Consider the following 20,004-nt stretch of genomic DNA (forward strand, 5'->3'; position numbering starts at 1 on the left):
ACTCGGTCTGCTGCGAAGACTCTGGGGCGCGGCCGGTACGGTGACCAATCCGCCTTCGGTGACCAATCCTCCGACAGTGACCAATCCTCCGACGGTCACCAATCCTCCGACGGTCACCAACCCGCCGACGGTTACCAATCCTCCGTGGATTACAAACCCGCCGACGGTTACGAATCCTCCGACAGTCACCAATCCTCCGACGCAGACCGTTCCTCCGGGGACACAGGGAAGCGTTTTCTTCGTGCCGATGTCATCGACAGTCGGAATGGGCAGCAACTTCACGGTCGAAGTCCATGTGGATTCATCGAGCAGTGATGTCGCCGCATACGGCTTCACCATTACCTGGAGCGGCTGTATCAGCGTGAATACGTCTGTCGGAACAAACGGCGTCGAAGCCGGTGCACAGGGTTATGTCTCGGCGGTGAACGCGAACAACGCCAACCAGCTCATCGTCAGCGGTTTCGATACGGCAGGCGCCGGACCCGGTTCGGATCTTCACATGATCACCATCAATTTCACGGCCGGAAATTCCGAATGTAATACGTCACTCAGCCTCACGGTCGACAACCTCGTCAATTCGGATACAAACGAAATACCGTCATCCGGAAGCACCGGTTCGGTCAGCGTTTCGAGCTCGAATCCCGGTGATGCGAACGACGACGGGACAGTCAACATCGTCGACGCACTCCTTGTCGCACAGTACTACGTCGGACAGAGTGTATCGATCAACACCGGCGCCGCGGACACGAACTGCGACGGCCAGATTACGATCGTCGACGCGCTCAGGATCGCCCAGTACTATGTCGGTCAGCTGAGTTCACTCGACTGCTAATCGGATTTATTCATACCCCTGGCTTTATATTAAGCCGGGTATGCAACCGGAAAATTATACGGGGAGCAAGCCGGAAGGCCGCTCCCCGTTATGATTCGCTGGAATAGCCCTCGCGATGAATCGTGATACAACGGGACATTGCGAGGGTTTTTATTTTCATACTCCCTTGCCTGCACGATAAAAAAACAGTAAAATATTTTCAGAATACTTAATCCGGATAAAGGGTGGTAATATGGAGTTTTCATCGTCTTTTGTTGATTCAATGCTTGATGAGGGCAATTATCTTGCCGCGTATCTTCATATCAAAGAGTCGGCTCCCGGAAAGGAAAAGGAAATCGAGTACAAGGGAAAATGTGTCATGCGGATACTCGATGAGTTGACGGTGAGTGAAAGAAGGAGAAACAGGGAAAAATTACACTATTACCGGTCCCTTCTGCTTTTGATCTTTCAGGACGTCCCGGCCCTGGCCAGATTTTACCGCGGCCAGCTTCGAAGCCTGCGCGATGCGCAGAACCCGCTCGATTTTCTGAGGGACCTCAAGGAAATCGCCGAAGCGACCGGTAATCGTGAGGAGTTCGAAAGGCGCGTTGAAGATACCATCGAAGATATCAAGGACAGAATGGAAGATACGGCGGACAGTATCAGGGACGGTTCGGCGCAGGAATCCCTCGAAAACCTGGTTAATATCGCGGGGGATGGGATCAAGGAAGGCCTCAAAGGATTTTCACGGTTTCTCAATGATTTTACGAAAACAGTCAGGGAAGAATCGGAAAAGCGAAGGGGGCTTGTTGAAAATGAGAAAAGAATAAAGCCGGCCGGAGAAAAGAATGATACGGCTTCCGCGATGGAAAACGAAAAAAGCCGGAAGGATCCGGGACCCTCGGAAGAAAAGCCGGATGAGGGTGATGGAACGGAAAAAGACGCCGGGTAAAAATACGTCCGGAAAGGATGTACCCCGAACGTTGCGGCATTGTTGCCAAAACGGACGGGAAGATCGAAAGGCTTTGCCTTTCAATCAAAATAAAGGCGGCGGTTCAATGGACCACCTCTCAAGGAGATACTTCCTCGGGAAACCGTTTCCATTAACAGGGGCGAGGGGATTTCCTAACTGGATATCACTTTTTTCTCGAAATAAAGCGACATGCCCGCGTCCAACGACACCGCAACGGGCCGGCAATCGGAGTCGGCCGGGTTCCCGTGTCCCGTCCGCGCGTTAAGCGGACAACCGCCCCCGCAGGCGAGTCGATAGCTGCAAAGGCGGCATTCCGTTATCGTTGTGATATCCCGGTCCTTATAACGGTCGATCTCCGCTTCATTCCACGATTCCTCCGGATAATATCTGCCGATATCGCTTTTCGACTCAATTGCGGCAAGGGGACACAAAAAAAGCTTTCCCGTATGATCGCATGTCAAAGACGATATGATTGCAGGGCATGCATCAAAGGAGGGAGGGGGGAGTTCCTTCTTTTGAAGAAGTTCGTACGAAATACCGCGGAAAGGTTGCAAGAGTTCGAGTATTTCCGGGTAATCGATTACCGTCTCGTAAAGGGCGGAGAGGAATGATTCATCGCTTGAGATGATTTCATTTTCCGAGGGGCAATAAAAAATATGCCGCCGGTTTCCAAGCCTGGCGCGAAAAAATTCATTTTCCGTCCAGCCCCGCTCGAACGTAAAGGCGGCAAGGGTATGCAGTCCTTTCAGGTCCTGTCTCCGGCACCGTATGTCGAGGCAGAGCGGGATGCCGCGGGAAAGGACTTCATCGATACCGCTTGCCGTTTTTTCCGGAAGACCGGGGATTCCAGTCGAACTGCGGATGTCCGGTGTTTTACCTCCCTCCTTCGCGAACGCGCCTTCCATATCGAACAGGATGTGAATTTCATCCGTTGCACCGGGCTCCAGTCTTATCGGGTATTCGGAAAGAGTAAGGCCGTTTGTCGAGAAGGAAACCTTGATACCCCTTTCTGCGGAGCCGGTCATAATATCATCGATAATGCTTTCGTATGTGTCGCCGGTGAGGAAGGGCTCCCCGCCGCAGATTACGATTCTCTTTTTCCTGTTTCTGTATCGGGAATCGACAAGGCGAAAGAAGGCATCGACGACCTCGGGCCGGATGGGTTCGTCCGCTTTCATTTTTTCATCCTTACCCTTGATCGGCAAACCGGCCCCGTCCGTATACCACGGTATAAGAAAGAGATCCATCCGTGAAGACGATTGTCTTTTCGAGAAGTCGAGATAGGCGTTGATGAACATTATTTTTTCATCTTCTTTGTTTAAAAGAAAACCTTTGCGGACCAGCAGATCCTCCTGATTTTGAAAATTTCCTTTTGATATAGAAAGCGCCGTTTCCTCGGGAACGATGGCGGCGCCGCCGGTAAGGAGATTGATCAGGTAATAATCGGAAGCGTCCCTGATTTTTCCTATTATGGTATGCTCGGAAAGAACGTAAGGGATTTCTCCATTCATATGATGCTCCTTTCTGGTTTCCATCCGGTCGAGACTATACTATACGGACTTTACTATGATTCGGCAAGGGCTTCATGTATGAGACGGAATCCGCAATAACACCCCGAAACCGGCATTCGGTGATAATGCCCCTTTACTTTTCATTCGTTTTCATTTATAAAAAAGTGAAAACCGGGTATATGATATACCGGAAGCGGACATGAAATGAAAGCGGGTTAATGATGGATGTCATTGTAAAGATATTCAATATCGCGGGAAGCCTCGCCGTCTTTCTCTACGGCATGAAGATCATGAGTGACGGTATTCAGAAAGTCGCGGGAGAACGTCTCCAGTCGATCCTCAATTTCATGACGAGAAACCGATTTGCCGCCGTACTTACCGGTTTTCTTATCACATCGATTATCCAGTCCTCATCGGCGACAACCGTCATGGTGGTGAGTTTCGTGAACGCGAGCCTGCTTTCACTCACGCAGGCAATCGGTGTGATCATGGGCGCCAATATCGGGACGACGGTGACCGGGTGGATCGTCTCCATATTCGGGTTCAAGTTCGATATCACCTGTATCGCCCTGCCGGTCGTCGGGATCGGGTTCCCCTTTTTCTTTTCAAAAGTACCCGGAAGGAGGGATTTCGGCGAGGTGCTGGTCGGCTTCGGACTGCTTTTCCTTGGCCTCATGTTTCTGAAAAACTCCGTCCCGCCGATCAAGGAGCATACGGAAGTATTCGAGTTCGTGAGAAATTTCGAAGATATGGGACCCGTTTCCCTTCTCCTGTTCGTCCTTCTCGGGACAATGGTCACGGTTATCGTCCAGTCCTCGAGCGCGGCAATGGCAATCACGATCGCAATGGCTTTTGCGGGGTGGATACAGTTCCCGTCGGCCGCGGCGATCGTGCTCGGAGAAAACATCGGGACCACGATCACCGCGTACCTCGCCTCGCTCAATACGAATGTAGCGGCCCGGAGGGCGGCGCGGGCCCACTTTCTCTTCAATGTGATCGGTGTCGTCTGGATGCTTGTCGTATTTAAATGGTTCATCAAACTTGTCTATGTGATTATGCCGGCCGATCCTGCGGATGCCGCCCAGATTCCCGTCCATCTTTCGCTTTTCCATACCATGTTCAACCTTACCAATACCTTTGTCTTTATCTGGTTTATCCCGCTGTTCGCCCGGCTTGTCGAGAAGCTTGTCCGACCGGGAAAACGGGACATACAGGCTGCCGGGTACAGGTTGAATTATTTCAAGTCCCCCCTCCAGGATACCCCGGAACTGAATATCATCGAGGCGAAACAGGAAGTGAGTAAAATGGCGGATGTGACCGGCGGGATGTTCGATATATTCTGCGAGGTCTTCAATAACCCGGACAAAAAGATGCGGCAGCTCGTCGAACGGGTAAAGGAGATGGAGGAATTGACGGACCAGATGCAGGAGCAGATATCGGCGTATCTGGCGGAACTCGCGCGTGAAAACCTGACGGAAAAAAGTTCGCAGAACGTCACCTCGATGCTCCGCATTACCCATGAACTCGAAAGCATCGGGGACTCGTGTTATAATCTCATGATTCTGGCGCAGCGCCGTTATGACAAGAAATACGTACTCAATAAAAGGGCCCTTGAAGAAATCGGTACCTTTTCGGGATATGTGAAAGCATTCATCGCCTTTTACCGGGAACACCTCAACCGGCATTTGAGTAGTTACGACCTCGACAGGGCATACGAGCTCGAGGATATGATCGATTCCATGCGCGACAAATTGAAGAGAAACGCGCGAAAACGGCTTCAATCCGGTTCGAACGTGAAGCCGGAACTCCTCTTTATCGATATCGTGCGCCACTTCGAACAGATCGGGGATTATTCCCTCAACATTTCCCAGGCGTTGCGGCAGATCCGGTAGCGGACAACTCTGCTTTCGATCGATCGCGATGATGAAAAGGGCCGATTGAGCATCGATGTGAAAAACGAGTGAACGAACGGGCTACGGACTTCAGCATATATTGCGAAGCATGATATAATCGCACGACCGGTAAGGGGTGAATTATGGAAAAAGAAAACCTGAAAGCCGCGGTGCACCTCATCAAAAAAGCTGGAAAAATCGTCGCTTTTACCGGGGCCGGTATTTCAGTTGAAAGCGGCATCCCCCCGTTCAGGGGTGAAAAAGGATTGTGGAATACTTACAATCCCGACTATTTTCATATCGATTATTTCAAGTCCAATCCCGAAGATTCGTGGCGGCTCGTCAAAAAACTCTTTTACGAGTTTTACGGCAAAGTGAAACCGAATGCCGCCCACAGCGCCCTAGCCGCCATGGAGAACCGCGGTCTGCTTCATGCGGTGATTACACAAAACATCGACAACCTTCATCAGGAAGCGGGCTCCCGTATCGTGATCGATTTTCACGGCAACCTGCGGCACGTCGTTTGTACGAAGTGCCGCAAAAGGACTCGATTTGCCGATGTCGATCCCGCGCAACCGGTCCCCGAATGCCCTGCATGCGGGGGTATAGTTAAGCCCGATATCGTCTTTTTCGGCGAACCGATATCACCCGGCGTCCAGCGGGAATCTTTCAGACAGGCGGAAGAAGCGGATGTTCTGCTTGTGATCGGGACCACGGGGGAGGTGATGCCTGCTTCGATGATCGTCTCCTTCGCGAAGGAGAATGGGGCCGACATCATCGAAATCAACACCACCCCTTCAATGTTCACTCACTCGCTTACCGATATTTTTCTGCAGGGAAAAGCGGCCGGCCAAATGACGAACCTTTGCGATACGCTCGGTGTTTCTCTCTGAACGGGAATAATCTTGTATATTCGCCGTTTTTATTGCATAGTAATGGCAGAAACGGAACGGCGAACCGTAATCATGATACAAAGCAAACAGCGAGAGGAGATTGAGAACCATGAAGGTAAGCAGTGTCGAACAAATGAGGAAACTGGATCAACGTGCCGTCAGGGACTACGGGATTCCGGAGGAGATCCTCATGGAAAACGCCGGTATCGCCGCCCACACCGTCCTGCTCGAGGAAACGGGAATCGTCGAAAAGCGTTTCGCCGTCATCTGTGCCACGGGTAATAACGGCGGCGACGGGCTTGTCGTCGCACGCAAACTCCATTCAATGGGAAGCGCGGTCCGCGTATATATAGCCTTTGACATGAAAGGCTTCAAAGGTGCATCGGCCATAAATTTTAACATCCTCTCGCAAACGGATGTTCCGCTCGTCCAATGCCCTGAAGCCGCGATGCTGGCCGAAGAACTCGCCGATGCCGATGTTATCGTGGACGCCCTTTTTGGAACGGGCCTTACGCGGAACATCGGGGGGCGCTATCTCGATATCGTGCGGGCAATCAATACATGCGGCAAACCGATACTGAGTCTCGATATTCCTTCCGGCGTCAACGGCGATACCGGAAACATCATGGGTGAAGCGGTGAAAGCTGATTACACGGTGACATTCGGCCTGCCGAAAATCGGAAATATACGTTTTCCGGGTTTTCACCATTGCGGCAAGCTGTTTGTTTCCCATATCTCGTTTCCGCCCCCCCTCACTCGAACGCCCGAGATCGAGACTGAAATTTCGGTTCCCCTTCCGCTGCCCGAACGCGATGAAAACGGGCACAAGGGAACGTTCGGGGATGTCCTTTTCATCGCCGGCGCCGCCTCCTACTACGGCGCGCCGGGTTTCGCGTCGCGGTCTTTTCTCAAGGCGGGCGGCGGTTATGCGAGACTCGCGGCCCCCGCGTCGATGGTTCCCCATATCGCCCAGGCGGCGCCGGAAGTCGTTTTCATACCCATGGAGGAGACCGATGCGAAAAGTATCGGCGCGGGCAATCTCGAAAGGCTGCTTCGGTGTGCCGCGGCCTCCGATATGGTGGTCATTGGTCCCGGCCTGTCGCTGCATCCCGAAACGGCCGGACTGGTGCGAAGCCTGGCGGAAATGATCGAGGTTCCGCTGCTCGTCGACGGTGACGGGCTTACGGCCCTCGCCGCCGACCCGTCGATCGTCGAAAAACGGAAGGCCCATACCGTCCTTACGCCGCATCCCGGTGAAATGGCTGCCATCAGCGGAAAAACGGTCGGGGAAGTCCTTTCGGACGGCGTCAGTGTCTGCCGGGATACGGCCCGAAAGCTTTCGTCGTATATCGTTCTCAAGGGAGCCCATTCTTTGATCGGTGCGCCGGACGGGCGGGTGAGAATCAACATGAGCGGCAACTCCGGCATGGGAACGGCGGGTTCGGGTGATGTTTTAACGGGAACTATCGCGGCCGCCTATACCCTGGGACTGCCGGTTTCCGAAGCCGTTGCGGCCGGTGTTTTCATACACGGCCTTTCGGGGGATCTATCCGCGGGTAAAAAGGGCAAAGACGGTATCACGGCTGCGGATATTTGCGATACCCTTCCCGCCGCCGTAAACCGCTACCGCATGGAGTATGGAGCATTGATGAGGGATCACTATAAAAAGATTTATCTTTTATAATGCGGCGGTGAGAGCGGATCCGTGCTGAGGAGCAAATTTCTTTTCACCCCCTTGTTTATATTTATCGTATCAGGTATATTCTATTGAGAAGCGGCTTTACGTCCGTCGGATGATAGAAGCCGGTGACGGGCAATGGCAAACGGAAACGTTTTATAGAAACTTGAAAGAGGAATATCGGGTGATTATTATGAAAAGTACTGATATCGACAGAAGAAACAGGGAATTAAAACGATCGATCAAAAAACAGGAAGCTCTTGATCGCAAAAAAAACAAACGCGGTTCACAGACTATCGGAGAATATATCAATAGACTTTCCGGGTTGTTCTTTCATGATAATAACCGCATTTACAACCTCGATAATTCCGATATTCTTGAATTGATCGAGGAAGTCCGGCTTAATCTGGAAGAACGGCAGTGGGAAGTTGTTTTACGAAAAGCGATCAAAAAAACGGGTGTTTCGGAACGGGAACAAGCCTTTGAAAAACTGAAATCATATCTGCATATATAAGAACTTTTCGGTAATGATGATTTTCCCTTGACTTATCGGGCGGCAAAAATTAGAGTATGTATAGAAGCTTTCATTAAAGCGTCATGATAAATCCGGGGAGTCGATTGAATGGGAGACATGCGAACATTTCCAAGACTCAGTCTTGCATCAGATATCGAATATAACAGGATAAGCAGCGAAAAAGTGACGGGCGACGCACAGGGGGGGGTGTCGAAAACAAAGGATATCAGTAAAGGCGGTATCTGTCTTATCACCAGTGAACCCCTCCATAAAGGGGATATTTTACACCTGAAATTACGGTTGCAGGGGATCGATACGGTTATCGAAGCGATCGGGAAGGTCGTCTGGACGGAATCCTTTGAAATCGGAAATCAGAAGGGGTATGATAACGGGATCGAGTTCATTAAAATTCCTGACGAGTTCCGGAAAATAATCGAAAGATTCGTCAACGATATGTTCCCCGATTAGTCGAAAACGCCGGTCATTTCAAGGTCTGCAGCCCTAAAGCAGTTTCGGACGCGGTGAGAGAAAGAAATCCATCAGTGTATGGCCCTTTTCGACCATGAAACCACGAATCGCGGCTTCCTGTTCGGTAAACGAAGTTCTTCCATTCGGTTCAATATCGCTTCCTCCGATAACAAAGGGCACCGGGTCTGCGGTATGCGTCCGGATGGTACTCGGCGTGGGATGATCCGGCATGAGCAGCATCCGCCACGGAAGCCCTCCGCTTTGCAGATGGTGTACGATCGGACCGACAATATGGGTGTCGATCGCTTCGATCGCCCTGATTTTCTCGTGCGGAAGACCGGCATGACCCGCTTCATCGGGGGCCTCGATATGGACGCAGACAACCTCGTAATCCTCAAGCGCATCGATCGCGTGGGAGCCTTTTCCCTCATAGCTGGTGTCGAAGTAACCGGTCGCCCCCGGCACGTCGATGACGTCCCATCCCATCAGTATGCCGATTCCTCTGACGAGATCGACCGCGGCGATGATCGCTCCGCTTAGCCCGTATTTTTTCTTGAAGGATTCAAAAACGGGCGGAGTTCCTTCCCCCCAAAACCAGAGACTCGTGGCGGGATGCTTGTTTGCCTTTTTCCGGTTGCGATTGACCTCATGATCGGGAAGAAAGACCTGTGATTCGCGTATCATTGATTGCAGCAGATCCGCCCCCCTGCCTTGCGGGAGGTACGGCGATATCTCTTTGTCGAGGATATCATGCGGCGGCGTTGTAACCCCGTCGAAATCGCCTTTGTAGGTCATGAGGTTTCTGTAGCTGACGCCGCTGTAAAAGGCGAGTGTTTCCGATCCGAACCGCCGGTTCACTTCCCCGATCAGTATTGCCGCTTCTTCGGAGGATATGTTGTCGCTCGAGTGATCGATCATGACATTGTCGATGATGGTCACGAGGTTGCAGCGAAAGGCCCACTCGGATTGTCCGAGGGTGATTCCCCTCGCGACCGCTTCGATGGGGGCCCTGCCGCTGTAACAGGCGGCAGGATCATTGCCGAGAAGGGACATGATGGCGACATCGGATCCGGGCTGCATTCCGGGCGGCACGGTTCGAACGCAGCCGATAATACCATTCGCGACGAGTTCGTCCGTATACGGTATACGGGCCGTCTCGAGGGGGGTTTTCCCGCCGAGGTCATCGAGGGGCACGTCAGCGGCGCCATCGGCGATGACGATCACATATTTCATCGTGTATCTCCTTTTCCGGAATGAAAAATATTAGCAAACGACTTCAAGCGGCACCGCCGTTTCAGCAATGCTCGTCGAGGATGGCAATACAGATACTTTTCGCCTTGATCACTTCGAGTTTGTCCACCTCATTCAGGGCGCTGATAATGTTTCCTTCATCCGCGGGGTGGGTGGTGATAATGACCGGCACCCCCGCCCCCGGTGTCGCTTCCGGAGGATTTTCCTTTTGAAGCACCGAACTGATACTGATACGGTGCTTTCCGAACCGGTCCGCGATTTTCGCGAGAACGCCGGGGGAGTCCTGCGCGGTAATCCGGATATAGTAGCGGGAATGAATGGCTTCCCTCGGAAGCTGGGTCGCCGGCTGTACAAAATCCGGCCAGAGATTGAGGTTCTCGAAGAGGGAGGCGGTTATCCCGGCGGCTGTCTGATAAAGATCCGAAACGACGGCCGACGCGGTCGGTTCGCTTCCCGCACCCTTTCCGTAATACATCGTGTGACCGGTTGCATGGCCGTATACACTCACCGCGTTAAAGGGGCCGGAAACCCATGCGAGGGGATGGTCTTTGGAAATGAACGCGGGCCGCACGTAAAGGCAGACCCCGTTCCCGTGCCGTTGGGCGATCGCGAGAAGCTTTATCACATATCCGAGTTCTTCTCCGTAGGCGATATCGCATATATTGAGTGTGTCGATTCCTTCAACGGGGATGATGCTGAAATCGACGCTTTTACCGAACGCGAGCGACGAAAGGATCGCCAGCTTGTGCCCCGAATCGATTCCCGCCACATCGAGTGTGGGATCGGCCTCCGCCAGACCCGCTTTCTGCGCTTCGGAAAGGGCCGTTTCATACGAAAGGGAATGACGGCTCATGGAAGTGAGGATATAGTTGCTTGTTCCATTGACGATGCCGTAGATCGCGTCGATCCTGTTGGCGATGAGGCCGTCGACGAGCGCCCTGATAATTGGAATACCGCCCGCGCAACTGGCCTCGAACGCGATCGTGACCTCATGACGCCTGGCGAGGGCGAGGAGTTCGGGACCATGATGGGCCAAAAGCGCCTTGTTCGCCGTAACGATATTTTTCCCCGCCTGTATTGCCCGTTCCATGAATGCTTTCGCTATCGTTGTTCCGCCGATGAGTTCGACAACGATTTCCACGGATTTGTCGGATAATATTGTATCTATATCGCCGCAAAAAAGGGATTCGTCGATACCCAGGCTTCTGGCGTGTGTAAAATCCACATCGAGAACATAACGAAGTTCGAGATGCAATGTGTGGCGTGAGGCAAGAATCGATTTGTCTCTTGTAAGCAGTTGAGCGACACCGCCTCCGACGACGCCGCAGCCCATGAGAGCTATGCCGACATTTTTCCCCTTTATTTTCATGTGATATTTCTCCGTTTTTTTTATTTATGTTCCTTGTTAAAGGCTTCTATTTCCCTGTTCACGCGCGGTTCAAAACCAACCTTCATAAGCTTTCCGATCATATCCCTGAACTTCGATGTATCTTTCAGATCGGTCGACAAGAAATTGAGTTCCGGGGGAAGCACCTCGTCATGAACGACCTGCGCTCCGGAGGGCTTGCCGTCTCTTATGTTATGATACTGCGATAATACAATGATCCGGGTACCGATGTACAGCGCTTCTTCGAGATCATGAGTGACGAAGAAGATCGTGTTGTCCTCGCTTTCCCTTATTTTCAGCATCATGATCTGAAGGGCCTCGCGGGTTTGAACGTCGAGCGCCCCGAACGGTTCATCCATAAGGAGAATTTTCGGCTTCATGATGAGGGCCTGGGCAATGGCGACACGCTGCCGCATACCCCCGCTCAGCTGATGGGGGAATTTGTGCGCCGCTTCCGAGAGTCCCGTTTCTTCGAGGTAATATCTCGCCTTTTCGACCGATTCCCTGCGTATTTTCATGAATTTGAAGGGTACTATGTATTTTTCCAGGAAATTGATTTTTTCGAGTTCGAGACCGTAGGTGATGTTGTCGAGTACGGTCATCCAGGGGAAAAGCGCGTAATCCTGATAGACGATCCCCCTGTCCCTGTTCGGTCTTCCCGCCGTCTTTCCGTCGACAAGCACCTCTCCTCCGGCGGGCGGCATAAATCCTCCGATGATGTTGAGAAGGGTGGTTTTACCGCATCCGCTCGGACCGACAAGGGAAATAAACTCTTCCCTTTTCACTTTAAGATTGATATGATCGAGGACACGGTGAATTGTCCCGTCGTCGCACTCGAACTCCTGGCTGATATCCTTGAGTTCGAGTACGGTATCCGTTTGCATCGCCATGTCTTCGTTTTCTCTGTTTATACCCATCACGGCCCCTTTTATTTTTCAAAATACCATTTGTTCGTGAGACGATTGAGCGTTTTCAGACATATATCGACGATTACCCCGATGACGACAATAACGAAGATGTACCAGAGGATAATGTTGACGCCGAGTTGCCGTCTCACCACGTTCATATAATATCCGAGTCCCGCCGTCGAGGGGAGTGAAAATTCGGCGGCAATGAGAAAAATCCATGCGGGGGTCATCGCAAGCCGGATGGATTCGATGATCCCCGGCATACAATACCTGAGCATTATCTTGTGAAGGACTTCGGCGGTCGATGCACCGAGGGTATACCCCTTGTCGATGAGTTTTTTCGGGATATGTTTCGCCCGCATGTACACATCGGTGACCATGACAAAGAAGGTGCCGGCGATGATAACGACGATTTTCGCCGCTTCCGGGTATCTGCCGAGCCAGACAAAGATGAGGGGAAGGAGGGCGATAGGCGGAATAAAACTGAAACTTCTTATCAGCGGCATATTAAGCCTGTCAAAAAAACCGAACGCCGCCGAATAAAGCCCGATAAATACGGAAAGAATGATAGAAATCAGCATGCCCCAGAAAAGCCGCGTCAAACTCGCGCTTATATCACGAACAATCCGTATATCGCCGAACGTGGGGTTTTCGGTATTTCCTGCCTGAAAGGTGTCCTTGATTCCCTCGACTATCTGTTCAAGGGTCGGCGCCATCCTGTCCTGCGGGTTTTCTATGTGACGTACCCAGGAGGTATATGCATAGGCCCCAACGATAAGGGCGAAAAGTACAAGGCCGATTCCTGCTTTGAGGAATAGATTATTTACACTTCCGCCGATTGAAAAAAACGAGTTTTTCTTCTTTTTTTTGTCTGCCATACCCGCTTTCCTGTTTCGTTCCGTTCAGGGGGTGAGAAAACGACATACTCCACAACGGACCGGCGATGCCGGATACGATATTCCTTGGGAAAAAACAGTGAAGATCCCGTTTTTCATGAAAAAAGCCTCAACGTCCGCTTCTTATTTTTTGACGAGAATACCATCCCCCCCATTGCTTATATCATTGACAACCACTGCTTCCACGGCGATACCCGAATTCGCCGGCTGGAGGGCTTCCATGATCGTCATGGAACAGCCGACGACATTCCTCGCGGTAAAACTCTCGACGGAAGCCATGTATTCCTTATATTTTTCCAGCGTGACATTTACGCCGAAATCCCTGCACCGTTTTTCGAGAAAGCCCTTTGCTTCGATGAGCCAGAAGGGCATCCATCCCGTCCAGATCGATATCCCCACTTTGTAGGGTGTGGGATCGATTTCAGAGGCGGGATTGTCGACGAGCCCGCCGTTTTTGATATAGTGATCGATATATGTTGAATTGAGACTGAGGTTAACGTCCGTCTGGATAAGGTCGTGGGCCTTCGAAAACGCTTTTACTTTTTCTTCCGTTTCCAGAATTGTCTGGCTGTTGAAGAAATCGGAGGCATCGAGCGGGTCGACATACAAATCGGTCCCGCGGAGCATTTTCTTGAAATCTTCAACGGAGGCTCCTGCCGCGTCCGCCATGATTTTTATCGCATCCTCTTTTGTCGAGGTATTGTTGAAGTATTCCATGGCATCGTACCAGGCATAGGTGACGGCCAGGGCGATTTCCGGTTTTTTATCGATCATGCTTTTGTCGAAAACGATGAGGTCGATGATTTCACCCGGAATGTCCTTACTCGAAAAAATAACGGTTCCCTTGCCCTGTTCTTCCGCAAGGAAAAGATTGGGATTCCAGGTTGCTACAACGTCCGCCCCGCCGGTAAGGAAAAGCTGTCCCGCTTCATCTCCGGGGGTATTCACGATCGTGACATCGTTTTCCTTCATCCCGTTCAATTCCAGGGCACGAAGTACGAGGTAATGCGATACTGAGTATTGTTCGCATTTGATCTCTTTCCCCTTGAGTTGCCGTACGGGATTATCGGAGGCATCCCCCGTTGCGGATGTACCTGAGGACTGTTTTCCGCAGGAAGCCGCCGTAAAAACAAGACAGCACGCCATCACTGTGGCCGCAATCCAGACTACTTTTTTCATTATTTTCTCCTTTAATAAAGGGTATGACACAAAGCTTAACGGATGGGATTTTCCCTGTCAAGTGAGTAGTGATAAAAACGGCTTTTACCTCTGATCTATATTCAATAAATTGAAATCTATTTCAATAAATTGAAATCTATTTCAATAAATTGAAATCCTGGGTTCTATTGAATTCTTCGATGAGGGTAACGAGTTCCCCATCGCCTTCCCTTATGAACGAACCTCCGGGGACGGCAAGTCCCTCGTCATTGAGCCCGGCAAACAGCGAAACATGGGTCGATTCAGCAGCCAGTATGGCCGTACGCAGGCTTTCCATCAGGGGAGGGGAATATTTCCCTTCCCGAAAGGCCTTCTCGAGCGGGGTTCCCCGAGCGACAAAGGTGGGGTTGAGGTGCATATTGATCTCGAGGCCGAGATTTTTCGAGATATTGTCCAGGTAATGAAGACCGTCGACGATATCGGTGACCGCATCGCTTTCGGACAGGCCCGGAACGGGTTTGAGCATAAAGTAGGTTTTGAGTCTGAAAGCATGGCGCGCGCACATGGCGGCGAGTTTTTCGAACACATCGAGATCCAGACCTTTGTTGAAGTGCTTGTTGCGTATGTCATCATTGAAGGCCTCGAAACCGATGGCGATCTCGAGTGTCGTTTTTGTTTCACCTTCGCCGATCGCCCTGTGTATCACTTCACATTCCGCCGGATCCACGTATTCAGCCCTGCTTTCGATGGTAAGTACCGAAATGTTACGGCAGTGGATATTCATCTGAGTGATAAAATGAAGGAGTGCGGTCGTGGAAAGGGTCGCTTCGTCGAGGACGGATCCATTGTTCGAAAGAATGATTTTTTTCAGGCCCTGTTTCTGCCGCTCGCCCAGGAGATAATGAAAGATGAATTCGGTCTGTTTGATGATATCCCTGAAATCGACATGGTGTTGGGATACCTTCGACGGAAGGTTGCACCCCAGGCATTTTGCCCACCTGCACGCCTGGGTGTAGAAGACGATAAAAAGCACCTGTCCCTCGACCGATGTCTGGTACCACCAGTCTGCGGGAAGTCTCGGATTGTGATCTTCCCTGAATCCGTATGTTTTATGGGACTCTTCCGTCCGCTTCACGATGAGTTCGGATAGTCTGTCATCCATAGGCGTGATTCGGTATCCGTACTCAATCCGAGTCCACACTCAGTCTGAGTGCCGGATTCGATATATTCCCCTTTTCCAGTTTTTTGATCTGCTCTTCCCCTTTCAAAATGAGGTCGTCGAACTCGACGATTGTCTGTGCCATTTTGGGAAGCGCGTCTCTGCGGTACCTGGAAATCTCTTCCATGGCGGCGGAAATATCCGTAAAGGCGGATTTTAACGCTTCGAACTGCAGCATGCTTTCCGAAGCCTGTTTCTGGATTTCGGTCCCTTGCATCCTGAGGCGCTGCGCGGTTTGCGCAATGAGGTTGGAGGTGGTGAGGTTGACCGCGTTGATCTTGTCGAGAACGATACGCTGGTTGTTCAGGGCCAGGGCCACGGTAACGGCGACCTGAAGTGCATTCACGGTAACATTCACCGCCCTGTCGACGCCGCGGATCAGCTCTTTGTTGTTGCGACGTATCAATTCGATTGCAAGAACGCCCTGCTGGTTCACGGCGAGCTGCTGCTGAAGGTCCATTATCCGCTGCCGCAGGGGAAAAAGGAGTTCGTCGCTGATAAACCGGCACCGGGGGTCGTCCGGCTGTATCTCACGTTCGAGTTTGTACCGGAGTTTTGCGTCGATAAGCTCTCCCAGTTTTATGGCCTTGCCGAGTCTTTGGGTAATGTCTCTCATGCTTGTCTGGTCCTCCGCGAGCATCATATTGTCCCGCGTAAGCCGTTCTTTTCCGTTTTTGAGGGAGTTGATAATCGCATTGATGATCGTCTGCGATTTTTCGTATTTGGAAAAATACCGTTTCAACTGGCTCCCGATAAAGGGGATCTTTCCGGCCGCACGCGAAAACCACCCCGGCTTCCCGATGTCGATCTTGCCCGGGTCCAGGTCTTCGACCCGTAATTTGAGATCAATGAGGGCATTGGCCACCTCCCCGCCGTCTTCACTTCTCCTCGAAAGCTCCCTGATCGGCTGCTGAAGCATCTGGCTTTTCGCCGCGGCATCCTTCTGTACGGCCGTTCCGATCACTTCGACCGCCAGTTTCCCGTTTTCCCGTTCTTCGGCTTTTTCCATCGAAATGTCGATAAGTTTGTCGACAAAATCGTCGGCCTCCTTTTCGAGCAGCTTCACCGCATTATCTTCGAGCTTGACCAGTGGGCCGCCTTCGAACCCCATTTCCTTTTTCAGGGTTGCGGTATCAGGCAGGGTTGCCAGTTTCACATCGGCCATATGTTCCTCCTTATTTCATGGAATATTTTTTCGTGCGATTGATGAGATCCTCGAGATCCTTTCTCGCACTTTCCATATCGATCGATGCGTGGCCTGTTTTCGTCTTCATCCTCGATATGACGGACATGGAAAGATCGATCTGCGTCATCGCTTCTTCATTAATGGTCAGTAGTTCATTGATATGTTCACTCTGATCTTTTTTGAGATCCTTTCTTATCGTGAGGGTTTCGATTTCCCGCATATCCGCTTCTTCCGGCTTCTCGAGGCCGGCAAGGTAGGCGAGCCGTTCCTCGATATACGCATCGTCGATGTTGCTGATCGTCTCGAGCGAGTTCATGATATCTTCGAGGTTATCGAGGACGGAAAGATAGAGTTGTTCGGTCGTTCCGAAAAAACGGGCGTAGGAAAGTTCGGAAACATCGAATTTCTCCGAAAGTATCCGTTTGAAATTATCGAATTTCGCCCGTATTTTTTCATACTGCTTTACCGCCTGGTCGGAAAAAACCTTGAGGCTTTTCGATGTACCGAACTTGGATAATTCCCGTTTCAACCGCGAAAGTACCATCTGCTTCTGCCTGTCGATGAGTTTATTGAGGTGGGAAAGGTAATTGGCTTCCATGGTGTTCCGGCGTAAGGTAAAATTGACCGCGGTGCTTCCCGCACCGACACCCAGCGCGCAGAGTGAGGCGATGAGAAGGGGTGTGCCGGGAAAAAGCAGGAGGGACGCCGTCAGTCCGACGGCGCCGAGTGCGAGACTGTAGGTGGAGAGCGGATGCTGGATGATCCTTTCGGTGACCGCTTTTTTGATCGATTCCCGGGAAAAGTCGATCTTCCTTATATTCTGCTTTTTCCCCATGTATCAGCCTCCCTGAAGCCGTGCGGAAACGAGATATATTTCGACCCTTTTGAGCCTGTCGCTGTATGCCCTGGCGGACTCCCCGCCCGACCGGGGTAAAGGTTCCGATCCGCCCACGCCGACCGAACGTATACGGTCGGGATCCACCGAATAATAACGGACGATATACGCCTTTACCGCATCGGCACGTTCGCGTGAGAGCTTGAGATTCGCGGCCCGGTCGCCCCGCTGATCCGTGTGTCCTTTGACCATGATCCGGAAATTGGGGTAATGTTTTATGTTTTCGACGATAATGTCAAGCTGTATCTCGCCGAGTTCGTCGAGTTCGGCGGTGCTGCTTCTAAATGTAATCGGTCGCAGCTTGAGGGTGCCAACGACATCCAATTTCTCCCATTGCTCGTCGGAGAGGGGGGTAAAATCCCTTGTGAAGGAATCTTCGCTGCCGTCATCAGATATATCGGAAGGCCCCCCCGCAATATAGATGTTTTCGATAAACGAGGAATTGATGATCGTATAGGGATCCTCCCCCGGAAGGGGATTCGCGGTAAAATCCTCGTTTTCGAGCAGGATTTTTATGGTCGAATCGATGGCGGCCGACAATTCCTCCCTGTATGCCGTATTTGTCGAATCGATGCCGAACCACCTGGTGTTTTCATTGAGACCCACCCATCGGACGCCTTTAAGCATGGATGCGGACTCCTCCGCTTTCATTTTCGTATGGCGGACAATATCTTCTTCGAGCAGGTTCGCCTCTGAGGTGTAGATACCGAGCGTCTCGAAATATTTTTCGACGACAAGCCGGCACATATCCGGGTTGTCCCTGCTGTATGTTCTGTTTACAAGGAGTATGTCGATAATGAGTTTTTCCGTATCGTCTGTACCGAGGAGTTTGACGATGTCCGGATTGGCGAGGCTCGAGGTGACATGGGGTTCCCAGAGAACGGCAATATCCGCGTTTTTTTTCATCAGTTCCCGGTATGCCTGTTCCGCGCCGACCGTTTCGATACGCCAGTCGCCTTTTTTCTCCAGAAGCCTCGGAATGCCGAAGTGAACCCCGATAGTTTTAAGGAGGTGCTCGCTCGGGGAGCCCGGGGTAAACGCAATCCGGTAACCTGAGGCCGTTTTCAGTTTGTCGAGGTTTTCCATTTTCGACTTCCAGGCGACCATCGCGTCCCCGCCTTTCGATTCATCGATGACAAGGATTATCGTAGCGGGAAAATCGAAACTGACGCCATTGATAAGATACGAATCGATCGTACAAACGGCGAAATCGATTTCGCCCTTTTTGAGACGTTCCATACGGAGGGGGTAATTCGCTTCATCGTCGATAATGACCGCTTTGTATCCGGCTTCGCGCATGAGTTTCTTGAAAACCTGTGATTGAAAAGGGAAATATCCGATCCAGCTGTCAAGGGCGATCGAAACCTCGCCTTTGAGTTTTTTCGCGTCGCTGGTGCCGTATGCGAACTCGTCCTGCAAAGACGGCAAAACGAGTCTGAAAATGACGATTGCCGTAATACCGACAACAACCACAATGATGGCGATGATCGTATGTGTTTTCATTCCCTCTCCTCCTTCGCTCTTATGGCTATTTTATCCGGTATTTCTTGGAGAAAATCTGTTTCAAGTCCCGAAAAAAATCTGTTGCGACCTCGTCACTCGAACTTCATCACACTGAAACTCTCGAGTTCCGCAAGGACTTCCTCAAGCCCTTTGCTCAACTCCGTAAAATTATCGGCCTGTTTGTAATAAATTCGGCCCGGCTGATTCAGTGAATGGTGTGGTCCGATCTGAAAACCGATGGTGTGGATGACGACCGGACTCGTTCCCAGGATCGTGTTTACGATTCTGTCGGGTTCTTCGCCGTCACTTGCCTCTCCGTCGGTGACGACGACGATATTGTATTCGCCGTAGCCGAATTGCCGGGCGCCCTGCCTGGTTATTTTATCGAATGCGATTTCAAGCGCACTTCTGAGCGGCGTGTACCCCGACGCCCTTACCTGGCGGATCTCTTCGAGTATCCGCTGTCTGGAATCCCCGAGTCCCGAACGTTCGGAAAGCCCCGTCTCGTCGAACACCAGAAGTCCGATATTCGCATTGTCCGGCACCTGTGCGATAAATCTGATCAAGGCTTCTTTCGCCACATCCATCTTCTCGCCGTTCATGCTGCCGGAACCGTCAAGGATAAGGTAATAGTTTTTCATGAGAAAATCGTCTTCCGGTTCGACCCCGGCGGTATCGATACTGCCGGGCCAACGGCTTGTTTCATCCGCTGCCGCACTATAAGGATCTCCGTAGGTACTCCCGGTACCGGTTTGCGGAGATGATGCGTCTTCGATAAAGACCGAATAGATAAAAAAACCGATCACTCCGATCACCGCCAGTGTGATGACGATCGATCCAATGTTACTGTTTCTTGCCATC

General features: G+C 51.5%; 18 protein-coding genes. 7 read left to right on the top strand and 11 right to left on the bottom strand.

Features of this window, described 5'->3' with window-relative positions; genetic code table 11:
• Together JW881_19470 and JW881_19475 are read left to right on the top strand one after the other, a co-directional pair.
• On the top strand, window positions 1-832 hold an 832-nt coding region (locus tag JW881_19470), incomplete at its 5' end, for a hypothetical protein (GenBank protein MBN1699703.1).
• A gap of 232 nt (window positions 833-1,064) precedes the next feature.
• Window positions 1,065-1,763: a hypothetical protein gene (locus tag JW881_19475; GenBank protein MBN1699704.1), complete on the top strand. Its 699-nt coding sequence runs from the start codon at window positions 1,065-1,067 to the stop codon at window positions 1,761-1,763.
• A 173-nt stretch (window positions 1,764-1,936) separates the two neighbouring features.
• Here JW881_19475 and JW881_19480 read toward each other — a convergent pair whose 3' ends face one another.
• The gene (locus tag JW881_19480; GenBank protein ID MBN1699705.1) at window positions 1,937-3,295 is read right to left on the bottom strand and encodes an SPASM domain-containing protein; all 1,359 of its coding nucleotides are present in this window, start codon (window positions 3,293-3,295) and stop codon (window positions 1,937-1,939) included.
• 221 nt (window positions 3,296-3,516) lie between these two features.
• Here JW881_19480 and JW881_19485 point away from each other — a divergent pair, with 221 nt between their 5' ends.
• The 5 genes from JW881_19485 to JW881_19505 all read left to right on the top strand — a co-directional run bounded on the left by JW881_19485 (window position 3,517) and on the right by JW881_19505 (window position 8,740).
• A complete protein-coding gene (locus tag JW881_19485) occupies window positions 3,517-5,187 on the top strand; it encodes a Na/Pi cotransporter family protein (GenBank protein ID MBN1699706.1) in 1,671 nt (556 codons plus the stop codon).
• 143 nt (window positions 5,188-5,330) lie between these two features.
• Window positions 5,331-6,080 carry an NAD-dependent deacylase gene (locus JW881_19490; protein ID MBN1699707.1) on the top strand — a complete coding sequence of 250 codons (750 nt, stop codon included), beginning with the start codon at window positions 5,331-5,333 and terminating at the stop codon, window positions 6,078-6,080.
• A 109-nt stretch (window positions 6,081-6,189) separates the two neighbouring features.
• Window positions 6,190-7,764: an NAD(P)H-hydrate dehydratase gene (locus tag JW881_19495; protein ID MBN1699708.1), complete on the top strand. Its 1,575-nt coding sequence runs from the start codon at window positions 6,190-6,192 to the stop codon at window positions 7,762-7,764.
• A 187-nt stretch (window positions 7,765-7,951) separates the two neighbouring features.
• Window positions 7,952-8,272: a hypothetical protein gene (locus JW881_19500; protein ID MBN1699709.1), complete on the top strand. Its 321-nt coding sequence runs from the start codon at window positions 7,952-7,954 to the stop codon at window positions 8,270-8,272.
• 108 nt (window positions 8,273-8,380) lie between these two features.
• A complete protein-coding gene (locus tag JW881_19505; protein MBN1699710.1) occupies window positions 8,381-8,740 on the top strand; it encodes a PilZ domain-containing protein in 360 nt (119 codons plus the stop codon).
• Window positions 8,741-8,773: 33 nt separating this feature from the next.
• Here the strand turns inward: JW881_19505 and JW881_19510 are convergent, their stop codons facing one another.
• The 10 genes from JW881_19510 to JW881_19555 form a co-directional block, all read right to left on the bottom strand.
• Window positions 8,774-9,973 (bottom strand): cofactor-independent phosphoglycerate mutase, encoded by a 1,200-nt coding sequence (locus JW881_19510; protein ID MBN1699711.1) that lies wholly within the window; start codon window positions 9,971-9,973, stop codon window positions 8,774-8,776.
• Between the two features lie 61 nt (window positions 9,974-10,034).
• A complete protein-coding gene (locus JW881_19515) occupies window positions 10,035-11,360 on the bottom strand; it encodes a homoserine dehydrogenase (protein MBN1699712.1) in 1,326 nt (441 codons plus the stop codon).
• Between the two features lie 20 nt (window positions 11,361-11,380).
• Window positions 11,381-12,295: an ABC transporter ATP-binding protein gene (locus JW881_19520; GenBank protein MBN1699713.1), complete on the bottom strand. Its 915-nt coding sequence runs from the start codon at window positions 12,293-12,295 to the stop codon at window positions 11,381-11,383.
• Between the two features lie 11 nt (window positions 12,296-12,306).
• Window positions 12,307-13,164, bottom strand: coding sequence for an ABC transporter permease subunit (locus tag JW881_19525; protein MBN1699714.1), 858 nt, complete (start codon window positions 13,162-13,164; stop codon window positions 12,307-12,309).
• A 141-nt stretch (window positions 13,165-13,305) separates the two neighbouring features.
• Window positions 13,306-14,361: an ABC transporter substrate-binding protein gene (locus JW881_19530; GenBank protein MBN1699715.1), complete on the bottom strand. Its 1,056-nt coding sequence runs from the start codon at window positions 14,359-14,361 to the stop codon at window positions 13,306-13,308.
• A 136-nt stretch (window positions 14,362-14,497) separates the two neighbouring features.
• Window positions 14,498-15,502 (bottom strand): hypothetical protein, encoded by a 1,005-nt coding sequence (locus JW881_19535; GenBank protein MBN1699716.1) that lies wholly within the window; start codon window positions 15,500-15,502, stop codon window positions 14,498-14,500.
• A gap of 22 nt (window positions 15,503-15,524) precedes the next feature.
• Window positions 15,525-16,724 carry a toxic anion resistance protein gene (locus JW881_19540; GenBank protein ID MBN1699717.1) on the bottom strand — a complete coding sequence of 400 codons (1,200 nt, stop codon included), beginning with the start codon at window positions 16,722-16,724 and terminating at the stop codon, window positions 15,525-15,527.
• A 10-nt stretch (window positions 16,725-16,734) separates the two neighbouring features.
• A complete protein-coding gene (locus JW881_19545) occupies window positions 16,735-17,580 on the bottom strand; it encodes a hypothetical protein (protein MBN1699718.1) in 846 nt (281 codons plus the stop codon).
• Window positions 17,581-17,583: 3 nt separating this feature from the next.
• Window positions 17,584-19,143: an OmpA family protein gene (locus JW881_19550; protein MBN1699719.1), complete on the bottom strand. Its 1,560-nt coding sequence runs from the start codon at window positions 19,141-19,143 to the stop codon at window positions 17,584-17,586.
• Between the two features lie 92 nt (window positions 19,144-19,235).
• On the bottom strand, window positions 19,236-20,003 hold the full coding sequence (locus tag JW881_19555; GenBank protein ID MBN1699720.1) for a VWA domain-containing protein: 768 nt from the start codon (window positions 20,001-20,003) through the stop codon (window positions 19,236-19,238).
• Window position 20,004 lies beyond the last annotated feature (1 nt).

Source organism: Spirochaetales bacterium (assembly GCA_016930085.1).
Classification (GTDB): Bacteria; Spirochaetota; Spirochaetia; order SZUA-6; family JAFGRV01; genus JAFGHO01.